22 protein-coding genes are annotated in these 22,474 nt (G+C 63.5%); 13 read left to right on the top strand and 9 right to left on the bottom strand.

Annotated elements, in window-relative coordinates:
- Positions 1 to 197 precede the first annotated feature (197 nt).
- The 10 genes from F6X59_RS14210 to F6X59_RS14165 all read left to right on the top strand — a co-directional run bounded on the left by F6X59_RS14210 (position 198) and on the right by F6X59_RS14165 (position 7,213).
- Complete coding sequence (locus F6X59_RS14210) at positions 198 to 1,172, top strand: SIS domain-containing protein (protein ID WP_152956745.1); 975 nt, start codon at positions 198 to 200, stop codon at positions 1,170 to 1,172.
- Positions 1,173 to 1,186: 14 nt separating this feature from the next.
- Entirely contained in the window at positions 1,187 to 1,711 is a 525-nt protein-coding gene (locus F6X59_RS14205) for an HAD family hydrolase (RefSeq protein WP_152956744.1), read from the top strand.
- A gap of 8 nt (positions 1,712 to 1,719) precedes the next feature.
- The gene (lptC, locus tag F6X59_RS14200) at positions 1,720 to 2,292 is read left to right on the top strand and encodes an LPS export ABC transporter periplasmic protein LptC (protein ID WP_152956743.1); all 573 of its coding nucleotides are present in this window, start codon (positions 1,720 to 1,722) and stop codon (positions 2,290 to 2,292) included.
- Positions 2,279 to 2,803: a lipopolysaccharide transport periplasmic protein LptA gene (gene lptA / locus F6X59_RS14195; RefSeq protein ID WP_152956742.1), complete on the top strand. Its 525-nt coding sequence runs from the start codon at positions 2,279 to 2,281 to the stop codon at positions 2,801 to 2,803. Before lptC ends, lptA begins: the two co-directional genes overlap by 14 nt.
- Positions 2,804 to 3,529 (top strand): LPS export ABC transporter ATP-binding protein, encoded by a 726-nt coding sequence (gene lptB, locus F6X59_RS14190; protein ID WP_060511298.1) that lies wholly within the window; start codon positions 2,804 to 2,806, stop codon positions 3,527 to 3,529.
- 176 nt (positions 3,530 to 3,705) lie between these two features.
- A complete protein-coding gene (locus F6X59_RS14185) occupies positions 3,706 to 5,199 on the top strand; it encodes an RNA polymerase factor sigma-54 (protein ID WP_152956741.1) in 1,494 nt (497 codons plus the stop codon).
- A gap of 78 nt (positions 5,200 to 5,277) precedes the next feature.
- A complete protein-coding gene (gene hpf, locus F6X59_RS14180; protein ID WP_003255135.1) occupies positions 5,278 to 5,586 on the top strand; it encodes a ribosome hibernation-promoting factor, HPF/YfiA family in 309 nt (102 codons plus the stop codon).
- A 12-nt stretch (positions 5,587 to 5,598) separates the two neighbouring features.
- Positions 5,599 to 6,063: a PTS IIA-like nitrogen regulatory protein PtsN gene (gene ptsN / locus F6X59_RS14175; RefSeq protein WP_152956740.1), complete on the top strand. Its 465-nt coding sequence runs from the start codon at positions 5,599 to 5,601 to the stop codon at positions 6,061 to 6,063.
- A 2-nt stretch (positions 6,064 to 6,065) separates the two neighbouring features.
- Positions 6,066 to 6,920 (top strand): RNase adapter RapZ, encoded by an 855-nt coding sequence (gene rapZ, locus F6X59_RS14170; RefSeq protein WP_152956739.1) that lies wholly within the window; start codon positions 6,066 to 6,068, stop codon positions 6,918 to 6,920.
- Positions 6,921 to 6,940: 20 nt separating this feature from the next.
- Complete coding sequence (locus F6X59_RS14165; protein WP_152956738.1) at positions 6,941 to 7,213, top strand: HPr family phosphocarrier protein; 273 nt, start codon at positions 6,941 to 6,943, stop codon at positions 7,211 to 7,213.
- Between the two features lie 183 nt (positions 7,214 to 7,396).
- Here the strand turns inward: F6X59_RS14165 and pmbA are convergent, their stop codons facing one another.
- Positions 7,397 to 8,743 (bottom strand): metalloprotease PmbA, encoded by a 1,347-nt coding sequence (pmbA, locus tag F6X59_RS14160; RefSeq protein ID WP_152956737.1) that lies wholly within the window; start codon positions 8,741 to 8,743, stop codon positions 7,397 to 7,399.
- Between the two features lie 108 nt (positions 8,744 to 8,851).
- On the opposite strand from pmbA, the gene yjgA reads away from it, so the two are divergent.
- Positions 8,852 to 9,373: a ribosome biogenesis factor YjgA gene (gene yjgA / locus F6X59_RS14155; RefSeq protein ID WP_060511316.1), complete on the top strand. Its 522-nt coding sequence runs from the start codon at positions 8,852 to 8,854 to the stop codon at positions 9,371 to 9,373.
- 41 nt (positions 9,374 to 9,414) lie between these two features.
- Here yjgA and tldD read toward each other — a convergent pair whose 3' ends face one another.
- The 8 genes from tldD to mreB form a co-directional block, all read right to left on the bottom strand.
- Entirely contained in the window at positions 9,415 to 10,854 is a 1,440-nt protein-coding gene (gene tldD / locus F6X59_RS14150; protein WP_152956736.1) for a metalloprotease TldD, read from the bottom strand.
- Positions 10,855 to 10,856: 2 nt separating this feature from the next.
- Positions 10,857 to 11,708 (bottom strand): carbon-nitrogen hydrolase family protein, encoded by an 852-nt coding sequence (locus tag F6X59_RS14145; protein WP_152956735.1) that lies wholly within the window; start codon positions 11,706 to 11,708, stop codon positions 10,857 to 10,859.
- Between the two features lie 14 nt (positions 11,709 to 11,722).
- Positions 11,723 to 15,538, bottom strand: a complete 3,816-nt coding sequence (locus tag F6X59_RS14140) for a YhdP family protein (RefSeq protein WP_152956734.1) — start codon at positions 15,536 to 15,538, stop codon at positions 11,723 to 11,725.
- A gap of 82 nt (positions 15,539 to 15,620) precedes the next feature.
- Positions 15,621 to 17,078, bottom strand: a complete 1,458-nt coding sequence (rng, locus tag F6X59_RS14135; RefSeq protein WP_152956733.1) for a ribonuclease G — start codon at positions 17,076 to 17,078, stop codon at positions 15,621 to 15,623.
- Positions 17,079 to 17,132: 54 nt separating this feature from the next.
- Entirely contained in the window at positions 17,133 to 17,744 is a 612-nt protein-coding gene (locus F6X59_RS14130; protein ID WP_152956732.1) for a nucleoside triphosphate pyrophosphatase, read from the bottom strand.
- A gap of 30 nt (positions 17,745 to 17,774) precedes the next feature.
- Positions 17,775 to 18,263, bottom strand: coding sequence for a rod shape-determining protein MreD (gene mreD / locus F6X59_RS14125; RefSeq protein ID WP_060511328.1), 489 nt, complete (start codon positions 18,261 to 18,263; stop codon positions 17,775 to 17,777).
- The gene (gene mreC / locus F6X59_RS14120; RefSeq protein WP_152956731.1) at positions 18,263 to 19,285 is read right to left on the bottom strand and encodes a rod shape-determining protein MreC; all 1,023 of its coding nucleotides are present in this window, start codon (positions 19,283 to 19,285) and stop codon (positions 18,263 to 18,265) included. Before mreC ends, mreD begins: the two co-directional genes overlap by 1 nt.
- A 192-nt stretch (positions 19,286 to 19,477) precedes the next feature.
- Positions 19,478 to 20,515 carry a rod shape-determining protein MreB gene (mreB, locus tag F6X59_RS14115; RefSeq protein ID WP_003255163.1) on the bottom strand — a complete coding sequence of 346 codons (1,038 nt, stop codon included), beginning with the start codon at positions 20,513 to 20,515 and terminating at the stop codon, positions 19,478 to 19,480.
- A gap of 204 nt (positions 20,516 to 20,719) precedes the next feature.
- Between mreB and gatC the strand changes: the two genes are divergently transcribed.
- Positions 20,720 to 21,007: an Asp-tRNA(Asn)/Glu-tRNA(Gln) amidotransferase subunit GatC gene (gatC, locus tag F6X59_RS14110; RefSeq protein WP_152956730.1), complete on the top strand. Its 288-nt coding sequence runs from the start codon at positions 20,720 to 20,722 to the stop codon at positions 21,005 to 21,007.
- A gap of 15 nt (positions 21,008 to 21,022) precedes the next feature.
- Positions 21,023 to 22,474: an Asp-tRNA(Asn)/Glu-tRNA(Gln) amidotransferase subunit GatA gene (gatA, locus tag F6X59_RS14105; RefSeq protein ID WP_152956729.1), complete on the top strand. Its 1,452-nt coding sequence runs from the start codon at positions 21,023 to 21,025 to the stop codon at positions 22,472 to 22,474.

Below are 22,474 nucleotides of genomic sequence, written 5' to 3'. Positions count from 1 at the left end.
GTGAAGGCACACGCGCCCTTGGCAGGCCGAATAGCGGCGAACTATAGCACTGCTGACCTCACGCCCCCAAGGGCATGGAACAGGTCGTTCAGGCCAATGACAGGCATTGATGTCTTTCAAGAGGGCAATCGAAAGGATGAGGCTTTCTTGTATTGCGGCTATAATCGCCGCCTTTTAATCAGGCATTGCTTTTCGACATGAGCCAATCCAGCGAGCTGATCCACTCCGCCCAGCGCACCCTGCGCCTGGAACTCGAGGCCGTTGAAGGCCTGGTGGCCCGCATCGACGCCAATTTCGTCAAGGCTTGCGAGCTGATCCTGGCGAGCAAGGGCCGGGTCGTGGTGGTCGGCATGGGCAAATCGGGGCATATCGGCAACAAGATTGCCGCCACCCTGGCCAGCACCGGCACGCCAGCGTTCTTCGTGCATCCAGCCGAAGCCAGCCATGGCGACATGGGCATGATCACCCGCGACGATGTCATCCTGGCCCTGTCCAATTCCGGCAGCACCGCCGAGATCGTTACCCTGCTGCCGCTGATCAAGCGCCTGGGAATCCAGATGATCAGCCTGACCGGCAACCCGGACTCGCCCCTGGCCCAGGCCGCCGAAGTCAATCTCGACGCCAGCGTCACCCAGGAAGCCTGCCCGCTGAACCTGGCCCCGACCTCCTCCACCACTGCGGCACTGGTGCTGGGCGACGCGCTGGCCATTGCCCTGCTCGAAGCCCGTGGCTTCACTGCCGAGGACTTCGCCTTCTCGCACCCTGGCGGTGCCCTGGGCCGCCGCCTGCTGCTCAAGGTCGAGCATGTCATGCACGCCGGTGACGAATTGCCCCAGGTACAGCTCGGCACACTGCTCAAGGACGCGCTCCTTGAAATGTCCCGCAAAGGTTTGGGCATGACCGTGATCGTGGGCAGCGATGGCAAGCTGGCCGGGATCTTCACCGACGGCGACCTGCGCCGCAGCCTGGACCGTAACATCGACGTGCACTCCACACTGATCGATCAGGTGATGACCGTACATGGCAAGACGGCTCGCGCCGAGATGCTTGCCGCCGAGGCCCTGAAGATCATGGAAGACCACAAGATCAGCGCCCTGGTGGTCGTGGACAAGGACGACCGCCCGACCGGCGCCCTGAACATGCACGACCTGCTGCGCGCCGGCGTGATGTAAAGGAGAACGAACCGATGACCCAAGATCTCATGCAACGCGGCAAGGCGATCAAGCTCGCCGTTTTCGACGTTGACGGCGTGCTGACCGATGGCCGCCTGTACTTCCTCGAAGATGGCAGCGAATTCAAGACCTTCAACACCCTTGATGGCCAGGGCATCAAGATGCTCATGGCCGCAGGCGTAACCACGGCGATCATCAGCGGACGCAAGACCCCAGTGGTGGAGCGCCGGGCGAAGAACCTCGGCATCCCTCACCTTTACCAGGGCCGCGAAGACAAATTGGTCGTGCTCGACGGCCTGCTCGCCGAACTGGGCCTAAGCTATGAACAGGTCGCCTATCTGGGCGACGACCTGCCCGACCTGCCGGTGATCCGCCGGGTAGGCCTGGGCATGGCCGTGGCCAACGCCGCGCCGTTCGTTCGCCAGCACGCCCACGGCGTAACCCAGGCACGCGGCGGCGAAGGTGCTGCACGCGAGTTCTGCGAACTGATCATGCAGGCCCAGGGCACCCTGGACGCTGCCAACGCCAACTACCTTTAAGGCTGCCCATGTTCAGCAAGAAAGCCCGCAATATTGCGCTGCTCGCGGTGATTACCGCCCTGCTGGCGGCAATCGGCTACTGGAATGTCAGCCCCGAGAGCTTCCTCGAAAAGCCAGTGGCCCAGGTTGACGAAAGTGCCATCGATTACTACGCGATCAACGCGCACAGCGTGCAGTTCATGCCCGACGGCAAGCTGCAATACGAGATGACCGCCGACAAGGTCGAGCACCTCAGGGCCAGCGAAGTCACCCTGCTGACCACACCTGACCTGCACATGTACCGGGGCACCGAGTACCCTTGGCACGTGCAGAGTGCACGTGCCGAGGTCAACCCGGATGGCACCGAGGTCGAGCTGATCGAGAATGTCCGCGTGCAACGCATCGACGAAAAACAGCGTGAACTCGTGGTTACCAGCTCCCGCATGACCGTATTCCCGCAGAAGCAATATGCGCAGACCGAGCAAGCCGTTAGAATCGACGGCGCCGGTGGCACAACTACGGGCAAAGGAATGAAAGCGTATTTGAAAGAAGGCAAGATGGACTTGCTCTCTAACGTAAGAGGACAGTATGAGGCTCGTTAAAACCCTCCCCCTTTTGCTCAGCCTGAGCGCAGCACTGGGAAGCGCGAGCGCCTTCGCCCTGCCGACCGACCGTGACCAGCCTATCCGCATCCAGGCCGACAACGCGCACCTGGACGACAAGCAAGGCGTGGCCACCTATACCGGCGATGTGATCATCACCCAGGGCTCGATGATGATCAAAGGCAACACCGTGACCATGACCCGTGCCGCCAATGGCGACATCGACGTGGTGACCTCGGTGGGCAACCTGGCCTACTTCGAGCAGCAGCAGAGCGCGGCCAAGCCAGAGAAGATGAAAGGCTGGGCGGTGACCATCCAGTACCAGGCGCAGAAAGACACGGTGATCCTCACCGACCGCGCCAAGGTCGAGAACGAAGGCAACACCACCGAAGGCGAGAAGATCATCTACAACACCAAGACCCAGGTTGCGACCGCCGGTCGTGGTGGCAACGTGACTCAACCACGTCAGCGCATCGACATGGTGATCCAGCCGAAGAAGAAGGCCGAGTAAATGGCAACCCTCAAAGCCCAGCACCTGGCCAAGAGCTACAAGGGGCGGCAAGTCGTGCGTGATGTCAGCCTGTCGATCGACAGCGGGCAGATCGTCGGCCTGCTCGGCCCCAACGGCGCCGGCAAGACCACCTGCTTCTACATGATCGTGGGGCTGGTCCAGGCCGACCAGGGGCGCGTACTGATCGACAACCTCGATGTCAGTCACCAGCCCATGCATGGCCGCGCCCGCGCCGGCATCGGCTACCTGCCGCAGGAAGCTTCGATCTTCCGCAAGCTGTCGGTGGCCGACAACATCATGGCCATTCTCGAGACCCGCAAGGACATCGACCGCGAAGGCCGGCGCAAAGAGCTGGAAAGCCTGCTGCAGGAGTTCCACATCAGCCACATCCGCGACAACCTCGGCATGAGCCTCTCCGGTGGTGAACGCCGCCGTGTCGAAATTGCCCGCGCCCTGGCTACCGCACCGAAGTTCATCCTGCTGGACGAACCTTTTGCCGGTGTCGACCCGATTTCCGTGGGCGACATCAAGCAGATCATCCATCACCTCAAGGCCAAGGGTATCGGTGTACTGATCACCGACCACAACGTCCGTGAGACCCTGGATATCTGCGAGACCGCCTACATCGTCAACGACGGTCGACTGATCGCCGAAGGGGACGCCGAGACCATCCTGGCCAACGACCTGGTCAAGGAAGTCTACCTGGGCCACGAGTTCCGACTCTGACCCTCAGGTCCTGCCTGGAGCACTGGCATTAATGCCCTGTAGGGGCTTAAGTTGTTACAGCGCTCTAGGCAAACGCTACAATTTGAGGCATAAAACTTGCTTGAATTTGGCGCTTTGGCGCCCTCGTGTAGTGGATGGCGCATGCGCGCCGGCGAACAAGGTATTAAGCCCCAGCCATGAAACCATCGCTCGTCCTAAAAATGGGCCAGCAACTGACGATGACCCCGCAGTTGCAACAGGCCATCCGCCTACTTCAGCTCTCCACCCTGGACCTCCAGCAGGAAATCCAGGAAGCGCTGGAGTCCAATCCGATGCTCGAACGTCAGGAAGACGGCGACGACTTCGACAACAGCGACCCGATGGCGGACAACGCCGAGAACAAGCCGGCCGCCGAAGCCCAGGACAACAGCTTCCAGGAAAGCACCTCCAGTGCCGAAACCCTGGAAGACGGTGAGTGGAACGAGCGAATCCCCAACGAGCTTCCGGTCGACACCGCCTGGGAAGACATCTACCAGACCAGCGCCAGCAGCCTGCCGAGCAACGATGACGACGAGTGGGACTTCACCACCCGCACATCGGCTGGCGAAAGCCTGCAGAGCCACCTGCTGTGGCAGCTGAACCTGGCACCGATGTCCGACACCGACCGCCTGATCGCCGTCACCCTGATCGACAGCATCAACGGCCAGGGCTACCTGGAAGATACCCTCGAAGAAATCTGCGCAGGCTTCGACCCGGAGCTGGACATCGAGCTCGACGAGGTCGAGGCGGTGCTGCACCGCATCCAGCAGTTCGAACCGGCCGGCGTCGGCGCCCGCACCCTCGGCGAGTGCCTGCTGCTGCAATTGCGCCAGCTGCCCGCCAGCACGCCCTGGATGAGCGAGGCCCAGCGCCTGGTCACCGACTTCATCGACCTGCTCGGCAGCCGCGATTACAGCCAGCTGATGCGCCGCATGAAGCTCAAGGAAGACGAACTGCGCCAGGTGATCGAACTGGTGCAGAGCCTCAACCCGCGGCCCGGTTCGCAGATCGAGTCGAGCGAACCGGAATACGTGGTGCCTGACGTGATCGTGCGCAAGGACAGCGACCGCTGGCTGGTCGAGCTGAACCAGGAAGCGATCCCGCGCCTGCGGGTCAACCCGCAGTACGCCGGCTTCGTCCGCCGCGCCGATACCAGCGCCGACAACACCTTCATGCGCAACCAGTTGCAAGAGGCGCGCTGGTTCATCAAGAGCCTGCAAAGCCGCAACGAAACGCTGATGAAGGTCGCCACGCAGATCGTCGAACACCAGCGCGGCTTCCTCGACCACGGCGATGAAGCGATGAAGCCGCTGGTCCTGCATGACATCGCCGAAGCGGTGGGCATGCATGAGTCGACCATTTCGCGGGTAACCACGCAGAAATACATGCACACCCCGCGTGGCATCTACGAACTGAAATACTTTTTCTCCAGCCACGTCAGCACCGCCGAAGGCGGAGAATGCTCGTCTACGGCAATCCGCGCGATCATCAAGAAACTGGTTGCGGCGGAAAATCAGAAAAAGCCATTGAGTGACAGCAAGATCGCTGGTTTACTGGAGGCACAAGGCATCCAGGTAGCCCGTCGCACCGTCGCCAAGTACCGCGAGTCCCTCGGCATCGCACCGTCGAGCGAGCGCAAGCGACTGATGTAGCCCCTGGATGTGCCACAGCGTTTGTGGGGCAGGTGCAATACCTGCCTCTTTATGCACGGGCAACAAAGGAGAAGCTGTATGCAAGTCAATATCAGTGGACAGCATGTAGAAGTCACCCAGCCACTGCGCGATTATGTGCTTGAAAAGCTCGCTCGCGTGGAAAGTCACTTCGACAAGATCACCAACGTGCAGGTCATCATGAAAGTCGAGAAGCTGCAGCAGAAGGTCGAGGCGACCCTGCAGATTCCCGGCGGTGAAGTGGTTGCCAACGCCGAACACGAAGACATGTATGCAGCGATCGACGCCTTGGCCGACAAGCTCGACCGCCAACTGAAAAAACACAAGGAAAAACAGCAAAGCCTGCTGCAAGGTGCAGCCGCCCGCTGATCCCTCTTATCCATGATCCGACTCGAAACCATCCTGACCCCCGGCCGTTCCCTGGTGAACGTGCCGGGCGGCAGCAAGAAGCGCGCCCTGGAAAAGGTCGCCAACCTGATTGCCGAGCAAGTAAACGGGCTGGAGATGCAAGACGTCTTCGAAAAGCTCATCGCTCGCGAAAAACTGGGCTCGACCGGCTTTGGCAATGGCATTGCCATTCCCCATTGCCGACTTGAAGGCTGCTCGTCCCCAGTCAGCGCCCTGCTGCACCTGGATGCGCCGATCGACTACGACGCCATCGATGGCGCACCGGTGGATCTGCTGTTCGTCCTGCTGGTGCCAGAGGCGGCCACCGATGCCCATCTTGAATTGCTGCGCCAGATCGCCAGCATGCTCGATCGCAAGGAGGTCCGCGATCGGCTGCGTGCCGCCGGTAGCAGCGAGGCCCTGTACCAGGTTGTCCTGGACGCACAGAACGAGCACTGAACATGCGCCTGATCATCGTCAGCGGCCGGTCCGGCTCCGGCAAGAGCACCGCCCTCGATGTCCTGGAAGACAACGGTTTCTACTGCATTGACAACCTGCCCGCCGGGCTGCTGCCGCAGCTGGCGGAAAATGCGTTGATCAATACCGAACTGCTGCAACCCAAAGTGGCGGTTTCGATCGATGCGCGCAACCTGCCCAGCCACCTGTCGCGCTTCCCCGAACTGCTGGCGGAGGCCCGTGGGCGCCACATCCAGTGTGACGTGCTGTTTCTTGACGCAGACGAAGACACGCTGCTCAAGCGCTTCTCGGAAACCCGCCGTCGCCACCCGCTGACCAACGCCGACCGCTCGCTGGCCGAAGCGATCCGCGTTGAAAGCGAACTGCTGGGGCCGATTGCCGACCTTGCCGACCTGAAGATCGACACCACCAGCCTCAACCTCTACCAATTGCGCGATTCGATCAAGCTGCGCCTGCTCAACCAGCCTGAGCCTGGCACCGCATTCCTGGTCGAGTCGTTCGGCTTCAAGCGCGGGATGCCGGTCGATGCCGACCTGGTGTTCGACGTACGCTGCCTGCCCAACCCATACTGGAAACCGGAGCTGCGCGATCATTCCGGCCTGGAGCAGCCAGTTAGCGACTACCTGGCCGCACAGCCGGACGTCGAAGAAATGTTCAACGACATTTCCAGCTACCTGCTCAAATGGCTGCCACGCTTTGCCGCCAGCAACCGCGCCTATGTCACCATCGCCATTGGCTGCACCGGAGGCCACCACCGCTCGGTCTACATCACCGAGCGCCTCGGCCAGCTGTTGCAGCAATCCCTGAAAAACGTCCAGGTCCGCCACCGCGACCTCTAGCCCACAGGATCCACCGCACGATGCCCGCCCGCGAAATCACCATCATCAACAAGCTGGGCCTGCATGCCCGGGCGGCAGCCAAGTTCGTCGGCGTGGCCGGTAAATACCCCTGCCAGGTCCGCGTCGGCCGCGCGCCCGACAAGCTGGTGGACGGCAAGAGCATCATGGCGGTGATGATGCTGGCCGCAGGCAAAGGCACTCAGGTGCACCTGATGACCGAGGGCGAGCAGGACGGCGAGGCCCTGGAAGCGCTGGTGGCATTGATCAACAACTTCTTCGACGAAGGCGAGTAAGCCCCTTTCTGCAATATCCCCTGCCAATTGTCAGGGTGCATTCCTGTGCGGCTGCCTTTATACCCATATGGGTATAGATTGAGGCCAGGCCATGGAAGCATTCAAACGAATCAAAACCCTGGTGATCAAAGAAAAACCCGGCGCGATGGCCGGGTTTCAATGTCACGGGGATTCTGGCGGGTATCAGCTGCCAGCGACCGTCATTCGCTCGATCAGCACCGATCCTGTGTGAATATTGCTACGGGTCTCAAGATCACTGCCAATCGCGACAATCTGCTGGAACATGTCTTTCATATTGCCGGCAATGGTCACTTCCTGCACGGCATGCTGAATCTCGCCGTTCTCGACCCAGAAGCCCGCCGCGCCACGCGAATAATCGCCGGTCACCATGTTCAGGCCATGGCCCATCAGCTCGGTTACCAGCAAGCCACGGCCCATGCGACGGATCAGCGCCGCCTGGTCTTCCACGCCATGGGTGACATACAGGTTATGCACGCCGCCGGCGTTGGCAGTGCTTGGCAAGCCCAGTTTGCGCCCGGAGTAAGTACCCAGCAGGTACGACACCAGCTCGCCTTTGTCGACGAACGGTTTCGCGTAGGTCGCCAGGCCGTCACCGTCGAATGCAGCGCTGCCCAGCGCGCGCGGAATGTGCGGGCGCTCGTCGAGGGTCAGCCAGGACGGGAACAGGCGCTGACCGATGGCGCCGTCGAGGAACGATGATTTGCGGTACAGGTTGCCCCCCGAGATGGCCGACAGGAAACTGCCGAACAGGCCACCGGCCAGCTCGGCGGAGAACAGCACGGGCACTTCGCAGGTCGGTACTGGCCGCGCACCCAGGCGGCTGGCAGCGCGCTGGGCGGCGCGCACGCCGATGCTGCGCGGGTCGGCCAGCAGGTTGCCCTGGCGGTTCACGTCATACCAGTAGTCACGCTGCATCTGGCCTTCGCCTTCGGCGATCATCACGCAGCTCAGGCTGTGCCGGGTCGAGGCGTAGCCACCGATGAAGCCGTGGCTGTTGCCGTACACACGGCAACCCTGGTGAGTGTTCAGGGTGGTGCCATCAGCATTGAGGATGCGCTTGTCGGCGTCAAATGCCGCCGCCTCGCAAGTCAGCGCCATCTCGATGGCCTTCTCCGGCTCGATGTCCCAGTCATGATAAAGGTCGAGGTCGGGGATCTCGCGGGCCATCAGCGCGGCATCCGCCAGGCCCGAACACTCGTCCTCGGAGGTATGTTTGGCAATCGCCAAAGCAGCGGCGACGGTTTCACGGATGGCATCCGGGCCACTGGCCGAGGTGCTGGCCGAACCCTTGCGCTGGCCGACATAGAGGGTGATGCCAAAGCCCTGGTCGCGGTTGAATTCGACCGTCTCGACCTCGCGCTGGCGCACCGTGGTGGACAGGCCCTGCTCCAGCGATACCGCCACTTCGCAGGCACTGGCGCCTTGCTTGCGTGCTTCTGCAATGATCGCTTCGACCTGCTCCTGCAACGCTGGCAGGTCCTTTGGGCCTACGCTCTGGACTGCACTCATGGTTTTCTCCACTCAAATTCTGCGTTCGGCGAGGGTCATTCTACGACCGGACCGGACAAGCGGCCCCCGACTGGTTATCATGGCGGCGATTTCTAGCGGACTGCCACCATGGTTGATTCATACGACGACGCCTTCGACGGCGAAAAAAGCAAAACCCAGATCAAGCGCGAACTGCATGCACTGGTCGAACTCGGCGAGCGCCTGACCACGGTCAAGGCCGATACCCTGGCGCGCCTGCCGCTCACCGACGAGCTGCGCAAAGCCCTGGCCGAAGCCTGCAAGCACACCGCCCATGGCGCGCGCAAACGCCACATGTCGTTCGTCGGCAAATTGATGCGCGACCAGGACCTGGACGCCATCCACGCCGTGCTCGATCAAATCGACACCTCCAGCCGCCAGTACAACGAGCGTTTCCATGGCCTGGAACGCTGGCGCGACCGGTTGATCGATGGCAATGACGAAGACCTTGAGCGTTTTGTTCAGGAATTCCCCGAAACCGATCGCCAGCAGATGCGCTCGCTGATCCGTCATGCCCAGCACGAAAAGGCGCGGAACAAACCGCCTGCCGCTGCGCGCAAGGTGTTCAAGTACATCCGCGATCTCGACGAGATGCAGCGCGGCCTGCGCTGATTCCCGCCGCCTGGGGCTGCCTTGCAGCCCCCGGACATCCATCAAGCGCCAGTACCGCCCACGGTAATCGCATCCAGCTTCAAGGTCGGCTGCCCGACGCCTACCGGCACCGATTGACCATCCTTGCCGCACGTTCCCACACCACTGTCCAGCGCCAGGTCATTACCGACCATCGACACTCGGCTCATGGCCTCCGGCCCGTTGCCGATCAGGGTCGCCCCCTTCACCGGAGCGGTGATCTTGCCGTCTTCGATCAGGTAGGCTTCGCTGGTCGAGAACACGAACTTGCCACTGGTGATGTCGACCTGGCCACCGCCGAGGTTGGCGCAGTAGATGCCCTTCTTCACCGAGGCAATGATTTCTTGCGGATCGCTTTCGCCGGCCAGCATGTAGGTGTTGGTCATGCGCGGCATGGGCAGGTGCGCATATGACTCGCGGCGACCGTTGCCGGTAAGCGCCGCGCCCATCAGCCGTGCATTGAGCTTGTCCTGCATGTAGCCCTTGAGGATGCCGTTCTCGATCAGCGTGGTGCATTCGGTCGGCGTGCCTTCGTCATCGACGCTCAACGAGCCGCGGCGACCTTGGAGGGTGCCGTCGTCGACAATGGTGCACAACTGCGAAGCGACCTTCTCGCCGATCCGCCCGCTGAATGCCGAACTGCCCTTGCGGTTGAAGTCGCCTTCCAGGCCATGACCGACCGCTTCGTGCAGTAGCACACCCGACCAGCCAGACCCCAGTACCACCGGCAACGTGCCGGCCGGGGCCGGGATAGCCTCAAGGTTCACCAGCGCCTGGCGCAGCGCTTCGCGGGCATAGCCCATGACGCGCTCTTGCGTGAAGAAGCGGTAATCGGTACGCCCGCCACCGCCCTGCCCGCCGCGCTCGCGGCGGCCATTCTGCTCGACGATGACGCTGACGTTGAAACGTACCAGCGGCCGCACATCGGCGGCCAGGCTGCCGTCGGCGGCGGCAATCAGGATGCGTTCCCAGACCCCGGCCATGCTCACGCTGACTTGCTGGATACGCGGATCGAGGGCACGGGTGGCGGCATCGACGCGCTTGAGCAGCTCGACCTTTTCGGCACGGCTGAGCACGTCCAGCGGGTTCTCCGGCGCATACAGCGCCGTCACGTCCTGGCTGCGGAACGCCTGCACCGTGCCGTTCTGGCCAGCGCGGGAAATCGAGCGGGCAGCACGGGCGGCCGAGGTCAGCGCCTCAAGGTTGATCGCATTGCTGTAGGCAAAGCCCGTCTTCTCACCGGACTGGGCACGCACGCCCACACCCTGGTCAAGGTTGAAGCTGCCCTCTTTGACGATGCCGTCCTCCAGCGCCCAGGTTTCCGAGATCTGGCCCTGGAAATACAGGTCCGCGGCATCGATGCCGGGGCCGGCCAGTTCGCCCAGCACGCTCTGCAGGCTGTCGAGGGTGAGTCCGCCCGGTGCCAGGAGCTGCTCGCTGACGGTGGATAACATCTGGCTCATAGTCACTCCGAGGTGTGCGCAGGCCGCAAGGCGTCCTGCGAGAAAAAGCGCCGGTGCGTGGTGACCGGCATGCGCGCCCGGATGGACGCCTGTTCATCAACGTCGCGCTCGGCGAGCAAAACCGCTTCGCCTTGCGCCTGTTCTGCGACGATCCGCCCCCAAGGGTCGACGATCGCGGCATGCCCGTGGGTTTCCCGCGGGCCTGGATGGCTACCGCCCTGGGCCGCCGCCAGCACGTAGCACTGGGTCTCGATGGCCCGGGCACGGATCAGCACTTCCCAATGTGCAGCGCCTGTGACCGCAGTAAAGGCGGCGGGTGCCGTGATCAGTTCCGCGCCTGCGCCGCGCAAGGCACTGTACAGCTCGGGGAAGCGCAGGTCGTAACACACGCTCAGCCCCAAGCGCCCTACCGGCGTATCAGCCACCACCACCTGGGCACCATGGGCATAGTCATCGGACTCGCGGTAGCGGCCACGGTTGTCGGCCACATCCACGTCGAACAGGTGCAGCTTGTCGTAGCGCGCCACCACTTCGCCGTGTTCGTCGATCAGCAGCGAACAGGCATGGGCCTTGGCTTCAGGCTGGCCTTGCGGTGGCAGCGGCAAGGTACCGGCAACAATCCATAATCTGAGGTCGCGCGCGGTACGTTTCAACCATGGCAGGATCGGGCCTTCGCCCATGGCTTCGGCGCGGCCGATGGCGGCGGCATCCTTGCGGCCCATTGCCGCGAAGTTTTCCGGCAGCACGGCCAGCCGCGCACCGCCCAAGGCCGCCTGTTCGAGCAAGGTGCCCGCACGCTGCAGGTTGGCCAGCACATCGTCCTGGCTGACCATCTGGATGACCGCTGCCTTCATGGGCACTCCCGAAGTTATTTGTCGAACGGTTTCACAAAGGTGATTTTAGGCTCTTTCACCGGCCCTTCGACGCGATAGTGCACGCTGGCAAAACGCGACACCCGGTCGCCGATCAATCGATCGACCAGGAACAGCGCCCCCCCGACCGCAGGCGCACCGACGATCAGCGCGGCCAGCGGCAGGTTGTTGGTCACCGGCAGGGTCACCTGCAGGTTGGCATCGACCCGATCACGTACTAGGTCGAGGGTGCCATCGAGTTCGAAGTTGCTCGACGGCCCGGTCACGGTAATCGGCTCGCGGGTCACGTAGACACCGCTGCTGGCCACCAGCAGGCCCTTGACCCGGTCGTAAGCCAGGCCCTTGTCGAACAGGTCGGAGAAGTCCAGGCGCAGGCGCCGGCCAATCGAGTTGAAGTTGAGCAGGCCGAATACCCGCAGGGCCTGGGCGCCACCTTCCACTTCGACGAACTGACCGCTGCGCAAGGCGGCATCCATGCTGCCCGAGAAGCGCTTGAGGCCGACCCAGGCCGGCGAACCGGGCCAACGGCCATCGACATCCAGGCGGAAATCGCGGCTGGTCACAGTCGGGGCGAAACCCCAGGCCTTGAGCACATCGGCGAGGTTCTTGCCATCAAGCCGGCCTTTGTACCAGCTGCTGGTAGCCCCCGTTTGGCCCTCCCAACCGCCACTGCCATCGACATGCAGGCCTTTGAAATCGAGGTCGATGTCCTGCGCTGTCACCCCCCGTGCAGTCGGGCGCAGCTTCAGCGCGGCATTGCCGAACAGGTCATCGCCGCGATAAAGCTTGTCGATACTCAGGTCCAGGGCCGGCACCTTGCGCGGGTCGAATGAAGCCAGCGGGTCCGGGCCCTCCTCCGACTGCGCTTCAGCCGGGTCGGCAGGCGGCAGGCGCAGGGTCTGCAGGCGTACGACCATCGGCGCAGCCTTGGCATCGGGCACGCGTGCGTTACCGATGACTTCCTTGCTGTCCAGGCGCAGATCCCACGCTGGGCCGCCCCGGGTCAGGCGCACCACGGCCTGGTTCAGGCTCATGCCGAAAGCCTTCAGCTGGCCGATGCTCAGGTCGACACTCTGCAGGTTCTGCCGGGCATTGCCACCAGGGTCGTCACCGGCAAAGCGTGCGGCCTGCTCCTGCCAAGGCGCCAGGTCCAGGCTTTCCAGCCGCCCCTTCACCCGCAGCCCCTGCGCCGCTGGCAGCTGCGCCTGCCCGGCGCCGAGCAGCAGTTCACCGCGGCCCTGGCCCAGCTTGTCGGCCGGTGCGGCGTAGGCGAAACGGGCCAGGTCGGCGTAAGCCGCATCGAACCGCCGCTCAGGCCCTTGCAGGTTCATGCTGAAACGGCTGTCACGCGTATCTGCCGCCGCCTTGCCGAAGGGGACCGGCAGATCGATGGTCAGCCCCTTGAGCGAAGAACTGACATTCAAGCTGTTGTCGCGGCTGCCCAGATTGATCTGCAACTGGTAAGGCAGATCGCCGGTGGCGGGCAAGGTCTGTTTGAACTGCAGCCAGTCGGTCAGGGATTTCAGCGAGGCCTGGCCGCTGGCATTGATGCGCGTCTGCATCTGCCCGGGCTGGCCCTGGGCACTGATCTGCGCGGTGACCGGCTTGCCAAACACCTGCAAGCTGATGTTCTTGCCGCTCAGGCCCTTGTCGAAGTCAAAGTTGAAGTCGCCCTTCAGGCGTGTCAGGTCCAGGCTTGGCGGGGCCACCTTGAGGCGCGCATCGGCTGTGGCGAAGTCCACCAGCACTTTTGGCCGCTCGCCGTGGGCCAGGGGCACATCGAGCTCGAGCTTGCCCTTGAGCGGGCCCTCGCCTTCCCAGCCGGCGAAGATCTCACCAGTACCGATCGGTGCTTCCTTGAGGATCTTCAAGCCATCGCCAAGGCTGCCGTCGAAATTGCCGTCCAGGTAAAGGTGGCTGTGCTGGCCGCTGTCGACATGGGGAATATTCACGCTGACATCGCTGACTTTAGTGTCGAGCAGCAGGCCCTTGCTGGCCTTGATGCGCACACCGCTGTCTTCGATCAGCACATCGCCATCCACCTCCTGCACCTGCGGCCAGCCTGGCTGGAAGTCCAACGCGGCATCGTGGACCTTGAAGAACAGGCTGATGCTGCGAGCCTCAGGCGCGGCGCCGTGGTTCAACGAGCCTTGGTACTGGAAGTAGCCCTGGTCGACGTTGCCTTTGACGATGGCGCTGCGCAGCCATTCGTCGAGCGCCGGGCTCAGCACTTCGGGCAGGTACTTGGCGGTATAGCGGCCATCGCCTTCAGTCAGGCCGACGCGCAGGTCCATGTAGCTTTCGGAACCTTCATCGAACAGCAGGCGAATCAGGAAATCGCCGGCAATCTTGCCTTCCTCGCCCAGCACCTTGAGGTAAGGTGCGATGAGGGTGAAACCGTGCTTGTCGAGCGCCCAGGTCAGGCGCGCATTGGCCTTCTGGTATTGCCAGGGTTTGGCGAAGATCGGGTACAGATGCAGCATGAATGCGTCGGTATCCAGGCGCAGCTCACCGTGCCCGAGGTCGCCGCTGATGCTGCCGCTGACATTACCGGCCGCCGGTGCGCCGTGATAGGCATCGAAACCGACCCTCTCCAGGTTGGCGGCGAACTGCAGGCGCTGGTCACCCTCGGCTTTTGGCCGTGCTTCCAGACGAACGTTGCGCAGGGCCCCGGTGACCTTCAGCGCATCGACCACGCTCATGAGCTTGTCCGGCAAGGGGGCCAGGGCATTGATCAAGGGGGTCAACGGGGTCAGGTCAAGGCGGTCGGCCTGCACTTGCCAGGTTTCGTCCGCCGGTTCATCGCCCAGGCGCTGGTTCACTTGCAGGTGCGATTCCCAGCGTGTCTTGCCGATGCTCGCAGCGAGTGAATCCACCACCACAGCGAAACCCTGATCACGGCGCTGGAACCAGGCGGCCAAGGCAAGATTGTCCAGGGCCACGGCCTTGCGCTCGGCGTAGGCACCGCGCAGTTGCGGGGCGTTGAGGCGGACTACCGCCTGCTGCAACTGGCCCTTGCTCCAGTCGACCCAGAACTCGCCACCGGCCTTCAGCGCTTCAGCCCGCCACTGGCCCAGCAAACCCGGCGGCAACCAGCGCGCCCAGTCGCTTTGCGGCAAGCTCAGGTAGGCCTCGACCTCGCCATCGCGCCAGGCCTTGGCATCCGCCCGGCTGCGCAGGTTGACCGCCAGCGGCTGGCCGTCGGGCAAGGTCGCACGCAGGTCGAGGGCCTGGCGTGATGCGCCGGCCTGCAGGCCGACGCTGACATAGGTGAGGGTCAGCGGGTCACGCTGCCAGGGCTGCAGGGTAACCTGGCTGTCGAACACATCGATGCGGCCCAACTGGCGCAAACGCTGCAACAGCTCGGCAGGGTCCAGCGGTGCGTCGTCCTTTTTCGGTACCCCTTCGAGGGCCCAGCCACCCTGCTCATCTTCGCGCAGAATCAGTTGCAGGCCGCCGAGTTCGATGCGCGCCAGGCGCACTTCACGGGAGGTCAGGCTGGCCCACAGGTCGGGTACCACCTTGACCTCATCCAGGCGCAGGGCCGATGCGCCCTCGCCCAGTTGCAGGTCACGCACGCGCAATATCGGCGCCAGGCCACTCCAGCGCCCTTCCAGAGCGCCCACATGCACGGGCAGGCCCAGCGCCTGTTCGGCCTTGCTTTCGACGTCGGCACGGTATTCGGCCACCAGCGGCACCAGTTCGCGGCCGAGGCTGACATACAACGCCACCAGCACCGCGAGCAGGGCACAAATGCCCAACCCCCAACGGGTCAAGGCGACAAGAACGCGGTTCAGACGTCCCATGGCCATGGCCCTCCAGGTCGTTTATCCATGATGGCCCGACGTGTCGATTTTGCCAGCCGCTGCCATCCGGCGCGGGTATCAGAAAGCCTCAGAGCAGCACCACATCATATTGTTCCTGCGAATACATCGACTCGACCTGGAAGCGAATGGTTCGGCCAATGAAGGTCTCCAGTTCCGCAACGTTGCCAGACTCCTCGTCCAGCAGGCGATCGACCACTTTCTGGTTGGCCAGCACGCGATAACCTTCAGCCTGGTAGGCACGGGCTTCGCGGAGGATTTCGCGGAAGATCTCGTAACAGATGGTCTCAGGGGTTTTCAGCTTGCCGCGCCCCTGGCAGGCGGTGCACGGCTCGCAAAGGACCTGTTCGAGGCTCTCGCGGGTACGCTTGCGGGTCATCTGCACCAGGCCCAGCTCGGTGATGCCGATGATGTTGGTCTTGGCGTGATCGCGTTCCAGCTGCTTTTCCAGGGTGCGCAGCACCTGGCGCTGGTGCTCTTCGTCTTCCATGTCGATGAAGTCGATGATGATGATCCCGCCGATGTTGCGCAGGCGCAGTTGCCGGGCGATGGCCGTGGCGGCCTCGAGGTTGGTCTTGAAGATGGTTTCTTCGAGGTTGCGATGGCCGACGAACGCACCGGTGTTGACGTCGATGGTGGTCATCGCCTCAGCCGGGTCGACCACCAGGTAGCCACCGGACTTGAGTGGCACCTTGCGCTCCAGGGCACGCTGGATTTCGTCCTCGACCCCATACAGGTCGAAGATCGGTCGCTCGCCCGGGTAATGCTCCAGGCGATCGGCGATTTCCGGCATCAGCTCGGCGACGAACTGCGTGGTTTTCTGGAAGGTTTCCCGCGAGTCGATGCGGATCTTCTCGATCTTCGGGTTGACCAGGTCACGCAGCGTGCGCAGGGCCAGGCCGAGGTCTTCGTAAATGACCGTGGGTGCGCCGCAGGTCTGGATCTGGCTACCGATCTGTTCCCACAGGCGGCGCAGGTAGCGGATGTCCTGCAGAATCTCCTCGGCCCGCGCACCTTCGGCGGCGGTGCGCAGGATGAAGCCACCGGCGTCCTTGATGTTCTCGCTGTCCATGCAGTCGCTGACCACCTGCTTGAGGCGTTCGCGTTCGGCTTCGTCTTCGATCTTCAGGGAAATGCCGACATGGCTGCTGCGTGGCATGTACACCAGGTAACGCGAGGGGATCGACAGCTGCGTGGTCAGGCGTGCGCCCTTGGTGCCGATCGGATCCTTGGTCACCTGCACCACCAGGGCCTGGCCCTCGTGCACCAGGGCGGTGATGTTCTCCACCGCCGAGCCTTCGCGCTGGGATATTTCCGACGCATGGATGAACGCCGCGCGCTCCAGGCCAATGTCGACGAACGCCGCCTGCATGCCCGGCAGCACCCGCACCACCTTGCCCTTGTAGATATTGCCGACGATGCCGCGGCGCTGGGTGCGCTCGACATGCACTTCCTGCAGCCCCCCGTTTTCGACCACCGCCACGCGTGATTCCATCGGGGTGATGTTGATCAGGATCTCTTCACTCATGGCAGGCTCTCGTCAAAGGTCTTCGGTAATGATGGATCGCGCGTGCTGGGCTGGCTACCGCTGGTTTGTTACCTCTGGCAAAAGCGCCGGTACCTGCCAGCAGGCGATACCGAATCGGGCGAGCATGTCGGCCGTTTCGCTCAAGGGCAGGCCAACCACCGCCGAGTAACTGCCTTCGAGCCCGATGACGAACACCGCGCCCAGGCCCTGGATGGCGTAGCCCCCGGCCTTGTCCGCAGGTTCGCCACTGGTCCAGTAGCGCTCGGCTTCTGCGGCATCGACAGGGCGAAAACGCACGGTACTGCTGACGCACAGGCTCTCGCAGTGCAGGCCATCGTTCAAGGCCACGGCGGTCAGCACCTGGTGCTCGCGGCCAGCCAGGTCGGCCAGCATCGCCAGGGCATGTTCACGGTTTTCCGGCTTGCCAAGAATACGCCCATCGAGCACCACCGCCGTGTCGGCACCAAGCGCCACGGCAGGGCCTTCAAGCGTGGCCAGGCCGGCTTCGGCCTTGGCCCGGGCCAGGCGCTCGACATAGGCCTCGGCGCTTTCGCCCGGCAGCGGGGTTTCATCGATGGGAGCACTGATGACGGTGAACGGCACGCCGATCTGGCCGAGCAGTTCACGCCGGCGCGGTGAGCCGGAGGCGAGGTAGAGGGGTTTCATCTAGACATCTCCCTGTCAGTGGCAGCGCCGTCAGTTGATACGCAAACGTCGGCGCAGGTCGCGCAGGGCGAAGCTGATCCAAGGCCAGAGCAAGGCACTGATCACGGCTGACCAGACCAGCGCCAGGGTCGGCAGGCGATTGCCGGTCAGCGCACTGAGCCAAAGCTGGATCAACTGGGCGATACCGAAGATCACCAGGATCACCAGGCTCTGCTGCCACAGCGGGAACATGCGCAGGCGCTGCTGCAGCGACAGCACGAGGAACGTGATCAGGGTGAGGATGAGCGCGTTCTGCCCCAGCAAGGTGCCATACAGCACGTCCTCGGCCAGCCCCAGGACGAAAGCGGTGGTCATGCCCACCTTGTTCGGCACGTTCAAGGTCCAGAACGACACCAGCATCGCCAGCCACATGGGCCGGAACACTTCGAGGAACTGCGGCATGGGCGAAACGCTGAGCAACAGGCCGATGGCGAACGTCAGCCAGATGACCCAACCGTGGTTACGGCGCGACTTGGCCATCATTGCCTCCGTGGATGAGCGGGTGCCGCAGGTGCGGCGGCCGGGCTGGCGGGCGCTGCAGCCGGGGCTGCTGGCGCCTGCCCAGCAGCAGCCGGAGCTGCCGGAGCCGCTGGCTGGGCTGGGGCTGGGGCCGCTGCCGGGTGCTCGGCATTGGCGGCAGGTTGGCCAGTGCCTTTGCGATCGGCTTCTTCCTGGGCAATGGCTGCCTCGGTGGCGCGCTGCTCCGGACTCCGGCGGTCACTGAACACCAGCAGCATGTAGCGGCTGCGGTTGAGCGCGGCGGTCGGAATGGCGCGGACGATGGCAAACGGCTGGCCGGAATCGTGGATCACTTCATTGACCGTGGCCACCGGGTAGCCGGCCGGGAAGCGCTGGCCCATGCCGGAGCTCACCAGCAGGTCACCTTCCTTGATGTCGGCGGTGTCGGCGACATGCCGAAGCTCCAGGCGCTCCGGGTTGCCGGTGCCGCTGGCGATGGCGCGCAGGCCGTTGCGGTTGACCTGCACCGGAATGCTGTGGGTGGTGTCGGTCAGCAGCAGAACCCGCGAGGTATACGGCATCAGCTCGACCACCTGGCCCATCAGGCCACGGGCATCGAGCACCGGCTGGCCAAGGAACACGCCATCGCGCTCACCCTTGTTGATCAGGATGCGGTGGGTGAACGGGTTGGGGTCGACGCCGATCAGCTCGGCCACTTCAACCTTCTCGTTGACCAGCGCCGAGGAATTGAGCAGCTCACGCAAGCGCACGTTCTGCTCGGTCAGGGCCGCCAGCTTCTGCAGACGCCCCTGCAGCAGCAGGGCTTCGGTCTTGAGTTTTTCGTTTTCGGCGATCAGCTCGGTGCGGCTGCCGAACTGGCCGGCCACGCCTTGCCACATGCGCTGCGGCAGGTCGGTGATCCAGTACGACTCCATGAGCACCAGGCCCATCTGGCTGCGCACCGGCTTGAGCACGTCGAAACGCGCGTCGACAACCATCAACGCGACCGACAGCACCACCAGTACCAGCAGGCGAACGCCCAGCGAAGGGCCCTTGGAAAAAAGCGGTTTAATGGGCCGTTCCTCGTGGACGACTCAGGAGGTCATTGGACATGGGACAACGCACCAGCCTGGTTGCGGGTTGACGGAAACGACGCCCGGATGGACGCCAGCCCAGCGCATACAGGTAGCACTGCGCGTGCTACCTGTAAACCGGGCTTTCAAAAGCAGCGCGGATCACTCGCTGGAGAGCAGGTCCATCGCGTGCTTGTCCATCATCTCCAGGGCGCGACCGCCGCCACGGGCGACGCAGGTCAGCGGGTCTTCGGCGACGATCACCGGCAGGCCGGTTTCCTGGGCCAGCAGCTTGTCGAGGTCACGCAGCAGCGCACCACCACCGGTCAGCACCAGGCCGCGCTCGGCGATGTCGGAGGCCAGCTCCGGCGGCGACTGCTCCAGGGCGCTCTTGACCGCCTGGACGATGGTCGCCAGGGATTCCTGCAGGGCTTCCAGGACTTCGTTGGAGTTCAGGGTGAAGGCGCGTGGTACGCCCTCGGCCAGGTTACGGCCGCGCACGTCGACTTCGCGCACTTCGCCGCCCGGGTAGGCGGTGCCGATTTCCTGCTTGATGCGCTCGGCGGTGGATTCGCCGATCAGGCTGCCGTAGTTGCGGCGCACGTAGGTGACGATGGCCTCGTCGAAGCGGTCGCCACCCACGCGGACGGACTCGGCATAGACCACACCGTTCAGCGAGATCAGGGCGATTTCGGTGGTACCGCCACCGATATCGACGACCATCGAGCCACGGGCTTCTTCGACCGGCAGGCCGGCACCGATGGCAGCGGCCATCGGCTCTTCGATCAGGAACACTTCACGGGCACCGGCACCCAGGGCCGACTCGCGAATGGCGCGGCGCTCTACCTGAGTCGATTTGCACGGCACGCAGATCAGCACGCGTGGGCTGGGCTGCAGGAAGCTGTTTTCGTGAACCTTGTTGATGAAGTACTGCAACATTTTTTCACAAACGCTGAAGTCGGCGATGACGCCGTCCTTCATCGGACGAATGGCAGCAATGTTACCTGGCGTACGGCCCAGCATGCGCTTGGCTTCGGTCCCGACGGCGACGACGCTTTTCTGGTTGCCGTGGGTACGGATGGCAACAACCGAGGGCTCATTCAGGACGATACCGCGCTCACGCACGTAAATAAGGGTGTTGGCAGTCCCCAGGTCGATGGAAAGATCGCTGGAAAACATGCCACGCAGTTTCTTGAACATGGGAAAGTGACCCTGGGGAAAGCGTGGGTAAAAAAGTGCGGCAAACTCTAACAATGGCAGGGATTTTGGGCAAGGAGCCAATATGTTAAATTGGCTGTTTTTCCGAGCACGCCAGCAGATGATCGCGGCCGTTGGACCGCCAAAATGCTGACATGTTCCTCACCGCCGACCCTATTCGGTTCTTTGTTTCCCCTGGAGATCACCATGGCGCTTGAACGCAGCGACGTGGAAAAGATCGCCCATCTGGCCCGCCTGGGCCTGAATGAAGGCGAACTGCCACGCATTACTGACGCCCTGAACAGCATTCTCGGCCTGGTCGACCAGATGCAAGCGGTCGATACCACTGGCATCGAGCCCCTGGCCCACCCCCTGGAGGCCAGCCAGCGCCTGCGTCCCGACCAGGTCACCGAAAGCAACCAGCGCGAGGCCTACCAGGCCATCGCACCCTCGACCGAAAGCGGTCTGTACCTGGTTCCCAAAGTCATCGAGTAAGGGATAGAGCCTGCCATGCATGAATTGACCCTGGCCGAGATCGCCCGCGGACTCGCCGACAAGTCGTTTTCCTCCGAAGAGCTGACCGGCGCCCTGCTGGCGCGCGTCAAGCAGATCGACCCACAGATCAACAGCTTCATCAGCGTCACCGAAGCGCTGGCCCTGGGCCAGGCGCGTGCCGCCGACGCCCGTCGCGCCGCTGGCGAGACCGGCGCGCTGCTCGGCGCACCGATCGCCCACAAGGACCTGTTCTGCACCCTCGGCGTGCGCACCAGCTGCGGCTCGAAGATGCTCGACAACTTCAAGGCGCCGTACGACGCCACCGTGGTCGCCAAGCTGGCCGAAGCCGGCATGGTCACCCTGGGCAAGACCAACATGGACGAATTCGCCATGGGTTCGGCCAACGAATCCAGCCACTACGGCGCGGTGAAGAACCCGTGGAACCTCGAGCACGTGCCTGGCGGTTCGTCCGGCGGTTCGGCCGCAGCCGTGGCCGCGCGCCTGCTGCCGGCCACCACCGGCACCGACACCGGCGGCTCGATCCGCCAGCCGGCGGCACTGACCAACCTGACCGGCCTCAAGCCGACGTACGGTCGTGTGTCGCGCTGGGGCATGATCGCCTACGCCTCCAGCCTCGACCAGGGCGGCCCGCTGGCGCGTACTGCCGAAGACTGCGCCCTGCTGCTGCAAGGCATGGCCGGTTTCGACGCCAAGGACTCCACCAGCATCGACGAGCCAGTACCGGACTACAGCGCTGCCCTCAATGGCTCGCTGCAGGGCCTGCGCATCGGCCTGCCGAAGGAATACTTCGGCGCCGGCCTCGACCCGCGCATCGCCGAGCTGGTCCAGGCCAGCGTCAAGGAGCTGGAAAAGCTCGGTGCCGTGGTCAAGGAAATCAGCCTGCCGAACATGCAGCATGCCATTCCGGCGTACTACGTGATCGCGCCTGCAGAAGCCTCGTCCAACCTGTCGCGCTTCGACGGCGTGCGCTTCGGCTATCGCTGCGAAGCGCCGAAAGACCTGACCGACCTGTACAAGCGCTCCCGTGGTGAAGGCTTTGGTACTGAAGTGCAGCGCCGCATCATGGTCGGCACATACGCCCTGTCGGCCGGCTACTATGACGCCTACTACGTCAAGGCCCAGCAGATCCGCCGCCTGATCAAGAACGACTTCATGGCCGCCTTCAACGATGTCGACCTGATCCTCGGCCCGACCACGCCGAACCCGGCCTGGAAGCTTGGCGCCAAGAGCAGCGACCCGGTCGCCGCCTACCTGGAAGACGTCTACACCATCACCGCCAACCTGGCGGGCCTGCCGGGCCTGTCGATGCCAGCCGGCTTCGTCGATGGCCTGCCGGTCGGCGTGCAGCTGCTGGCCCCGTACTTCCAGGAAGGCCGCCTGCTCAACGTCGCGCACCGTTACCAGCAAGTCACCGACTGGCACACCCGCGCCCCTAACGGCTTCTGA

Origin of the sequence: Pseudomonas sp. MN1F (assembly GCF_009391885.1) — a bacterium.
Lineage (GTDB): Bacteria > Pseudomonadota > Gammaproteobacteria > Pseudomonadales > Pseudomonadaceae > Aquipseudomonas.
This window is presented reverse-complemented; position numbering and strand designations above follow the sequence as displayed.

Coding starts and splice junctions, on each gene's coding strand:
- F6X59_RS14140 (WP_152956734.1), bottom strand. CDS start 15,538: ATGGCCATGGGACGTCTGAACCGCGTTCTTGTCGCCTTGACCCGTTGG.
- ptsN (WP_152956740.1), top strand. CDS start 5,599: ATGATCCGACTCGAAACCATCCTGACCCCCGGCCGTTCCCTGGTGAAC.
- mreB (WP_003255163.1), bottom strand. CDS start 20,515: ATGTTCAAGAAACTGCGTGGCATGTTTTCCAGCGATCTTTCCATCGAC.
- tldD (WP_152956736.1), bottom strand. CDS start 10,854: ATGAGCCAGATGTTATCCACCGTCAGCGAGCAGCTCCTGGCACCGGGC.
- lptB (WP_060511298.1), top strand. CDS start 2,804: ATGGCAACCCTCAAAGCCCAGCACCTGGCCAAGAGCTACAAGGGGCGG.
- lptA (WP_152956742.1), top strand. CDS start 2,279: ATGAGGCTCGTTAAAACCCTCCCCCTTTTGCTCAGCCTGAGCGCAGCA.
- rng (WP_152956733.1), bottom strand. CDS start 17,078: ATGAGTGAAGAGATCCTGATCAACATCACCCCGATGGAATCACGCGTG.
- F6X59_RS14210 (WP_152956745.1), top strand. CDS start 198: ATGAGCCAATCCAGCGAGCTGATCCACTCCGCCCAGCGCACCCTGCGC.
- F6X59_RS14145 (WP_152956735.1), bottom strand. CDS start 11,708: ATGAAGGCAGCGGTCATCCAGATGGTCAGCCAGGACGATGTGCTGGCC.
- gatA (WP_152956729.1), top strand. CDS start 21,023: ATGCATGAATTGACCCTGGCCGAGATCGCCCGCGGACTCGCCGACAAG.
- yjgA (WP_060511316.1), top strand. CDS start 8,852: ATGGTTGATTCATACGACGACGCCTTCGACGGCGAAAAAAGCAAAACC.
- rapZ (WP_152956739.1), top strand. CDS start 6,066: ATGCGCCTGATCATCGTCAGCGGCCGGTCCGGCTCCGGCAAGAGCACC.
- hpf (WP_003255135.1), top strand. CDS start 5,278: ATGCAAGTCAATATCAGTGGACAGCATGTAGAAGTCACCCAGCCACTG.
- pmbA (WP_152956737.1), bottom strand. CDS start 8,743: ATGAGTGCAGTCCAGAGCGTAGGCCCAAAGGACCTGCCAGCGTTGCAG.
- F6X59_RS14165 (WP_152956738.1), top strand. CDS start 6,941: ATGCCCGCCCGCGAAATCACCATCATCAACAAGCTGGGCCTGCATGCC.
- lptC (WP_152956743.1), top strand. CDS start 1,720: ATGTTCAGCAAGAAAGCCCGCAATATTGCGCTGCTCGCGGTGATTACC.
- F6X59_RS14205 (WP_152956744.1), top strand. CDS start 1,187: ATGACCCAAGATCTCATGCAACGCGGCAAGGCGATCAAGCTCGCCGTT.
- mreD (WP_060511328.1), bottom strand. CDS start 18,263: ATGGCCAAGTCGCGCCGTAACCACGGTTGGGTCATCTGGCTGACGTTC.
- F6X59_RS14130 (WP_152956732.1), bottom strand. CDS start 17,744: ATGAAACCCCTCTACCTCGCCTCCGGCTCACCGCGCCGGCGTGAACTG.
- gatC (WP_152956730.1), top strand. CDS start 20,720: ATGGCGCTTGAACGCAGCGACGTGGAAAAGATCGCCCATCTGGCCCGC.
- F6X59_RS14185 (WP_152956741.1), top strand. CDS start 3,706: ATGAAACCATCGCTCGTCCTAAAAATGGGCCAGCAACTGACGATGACC.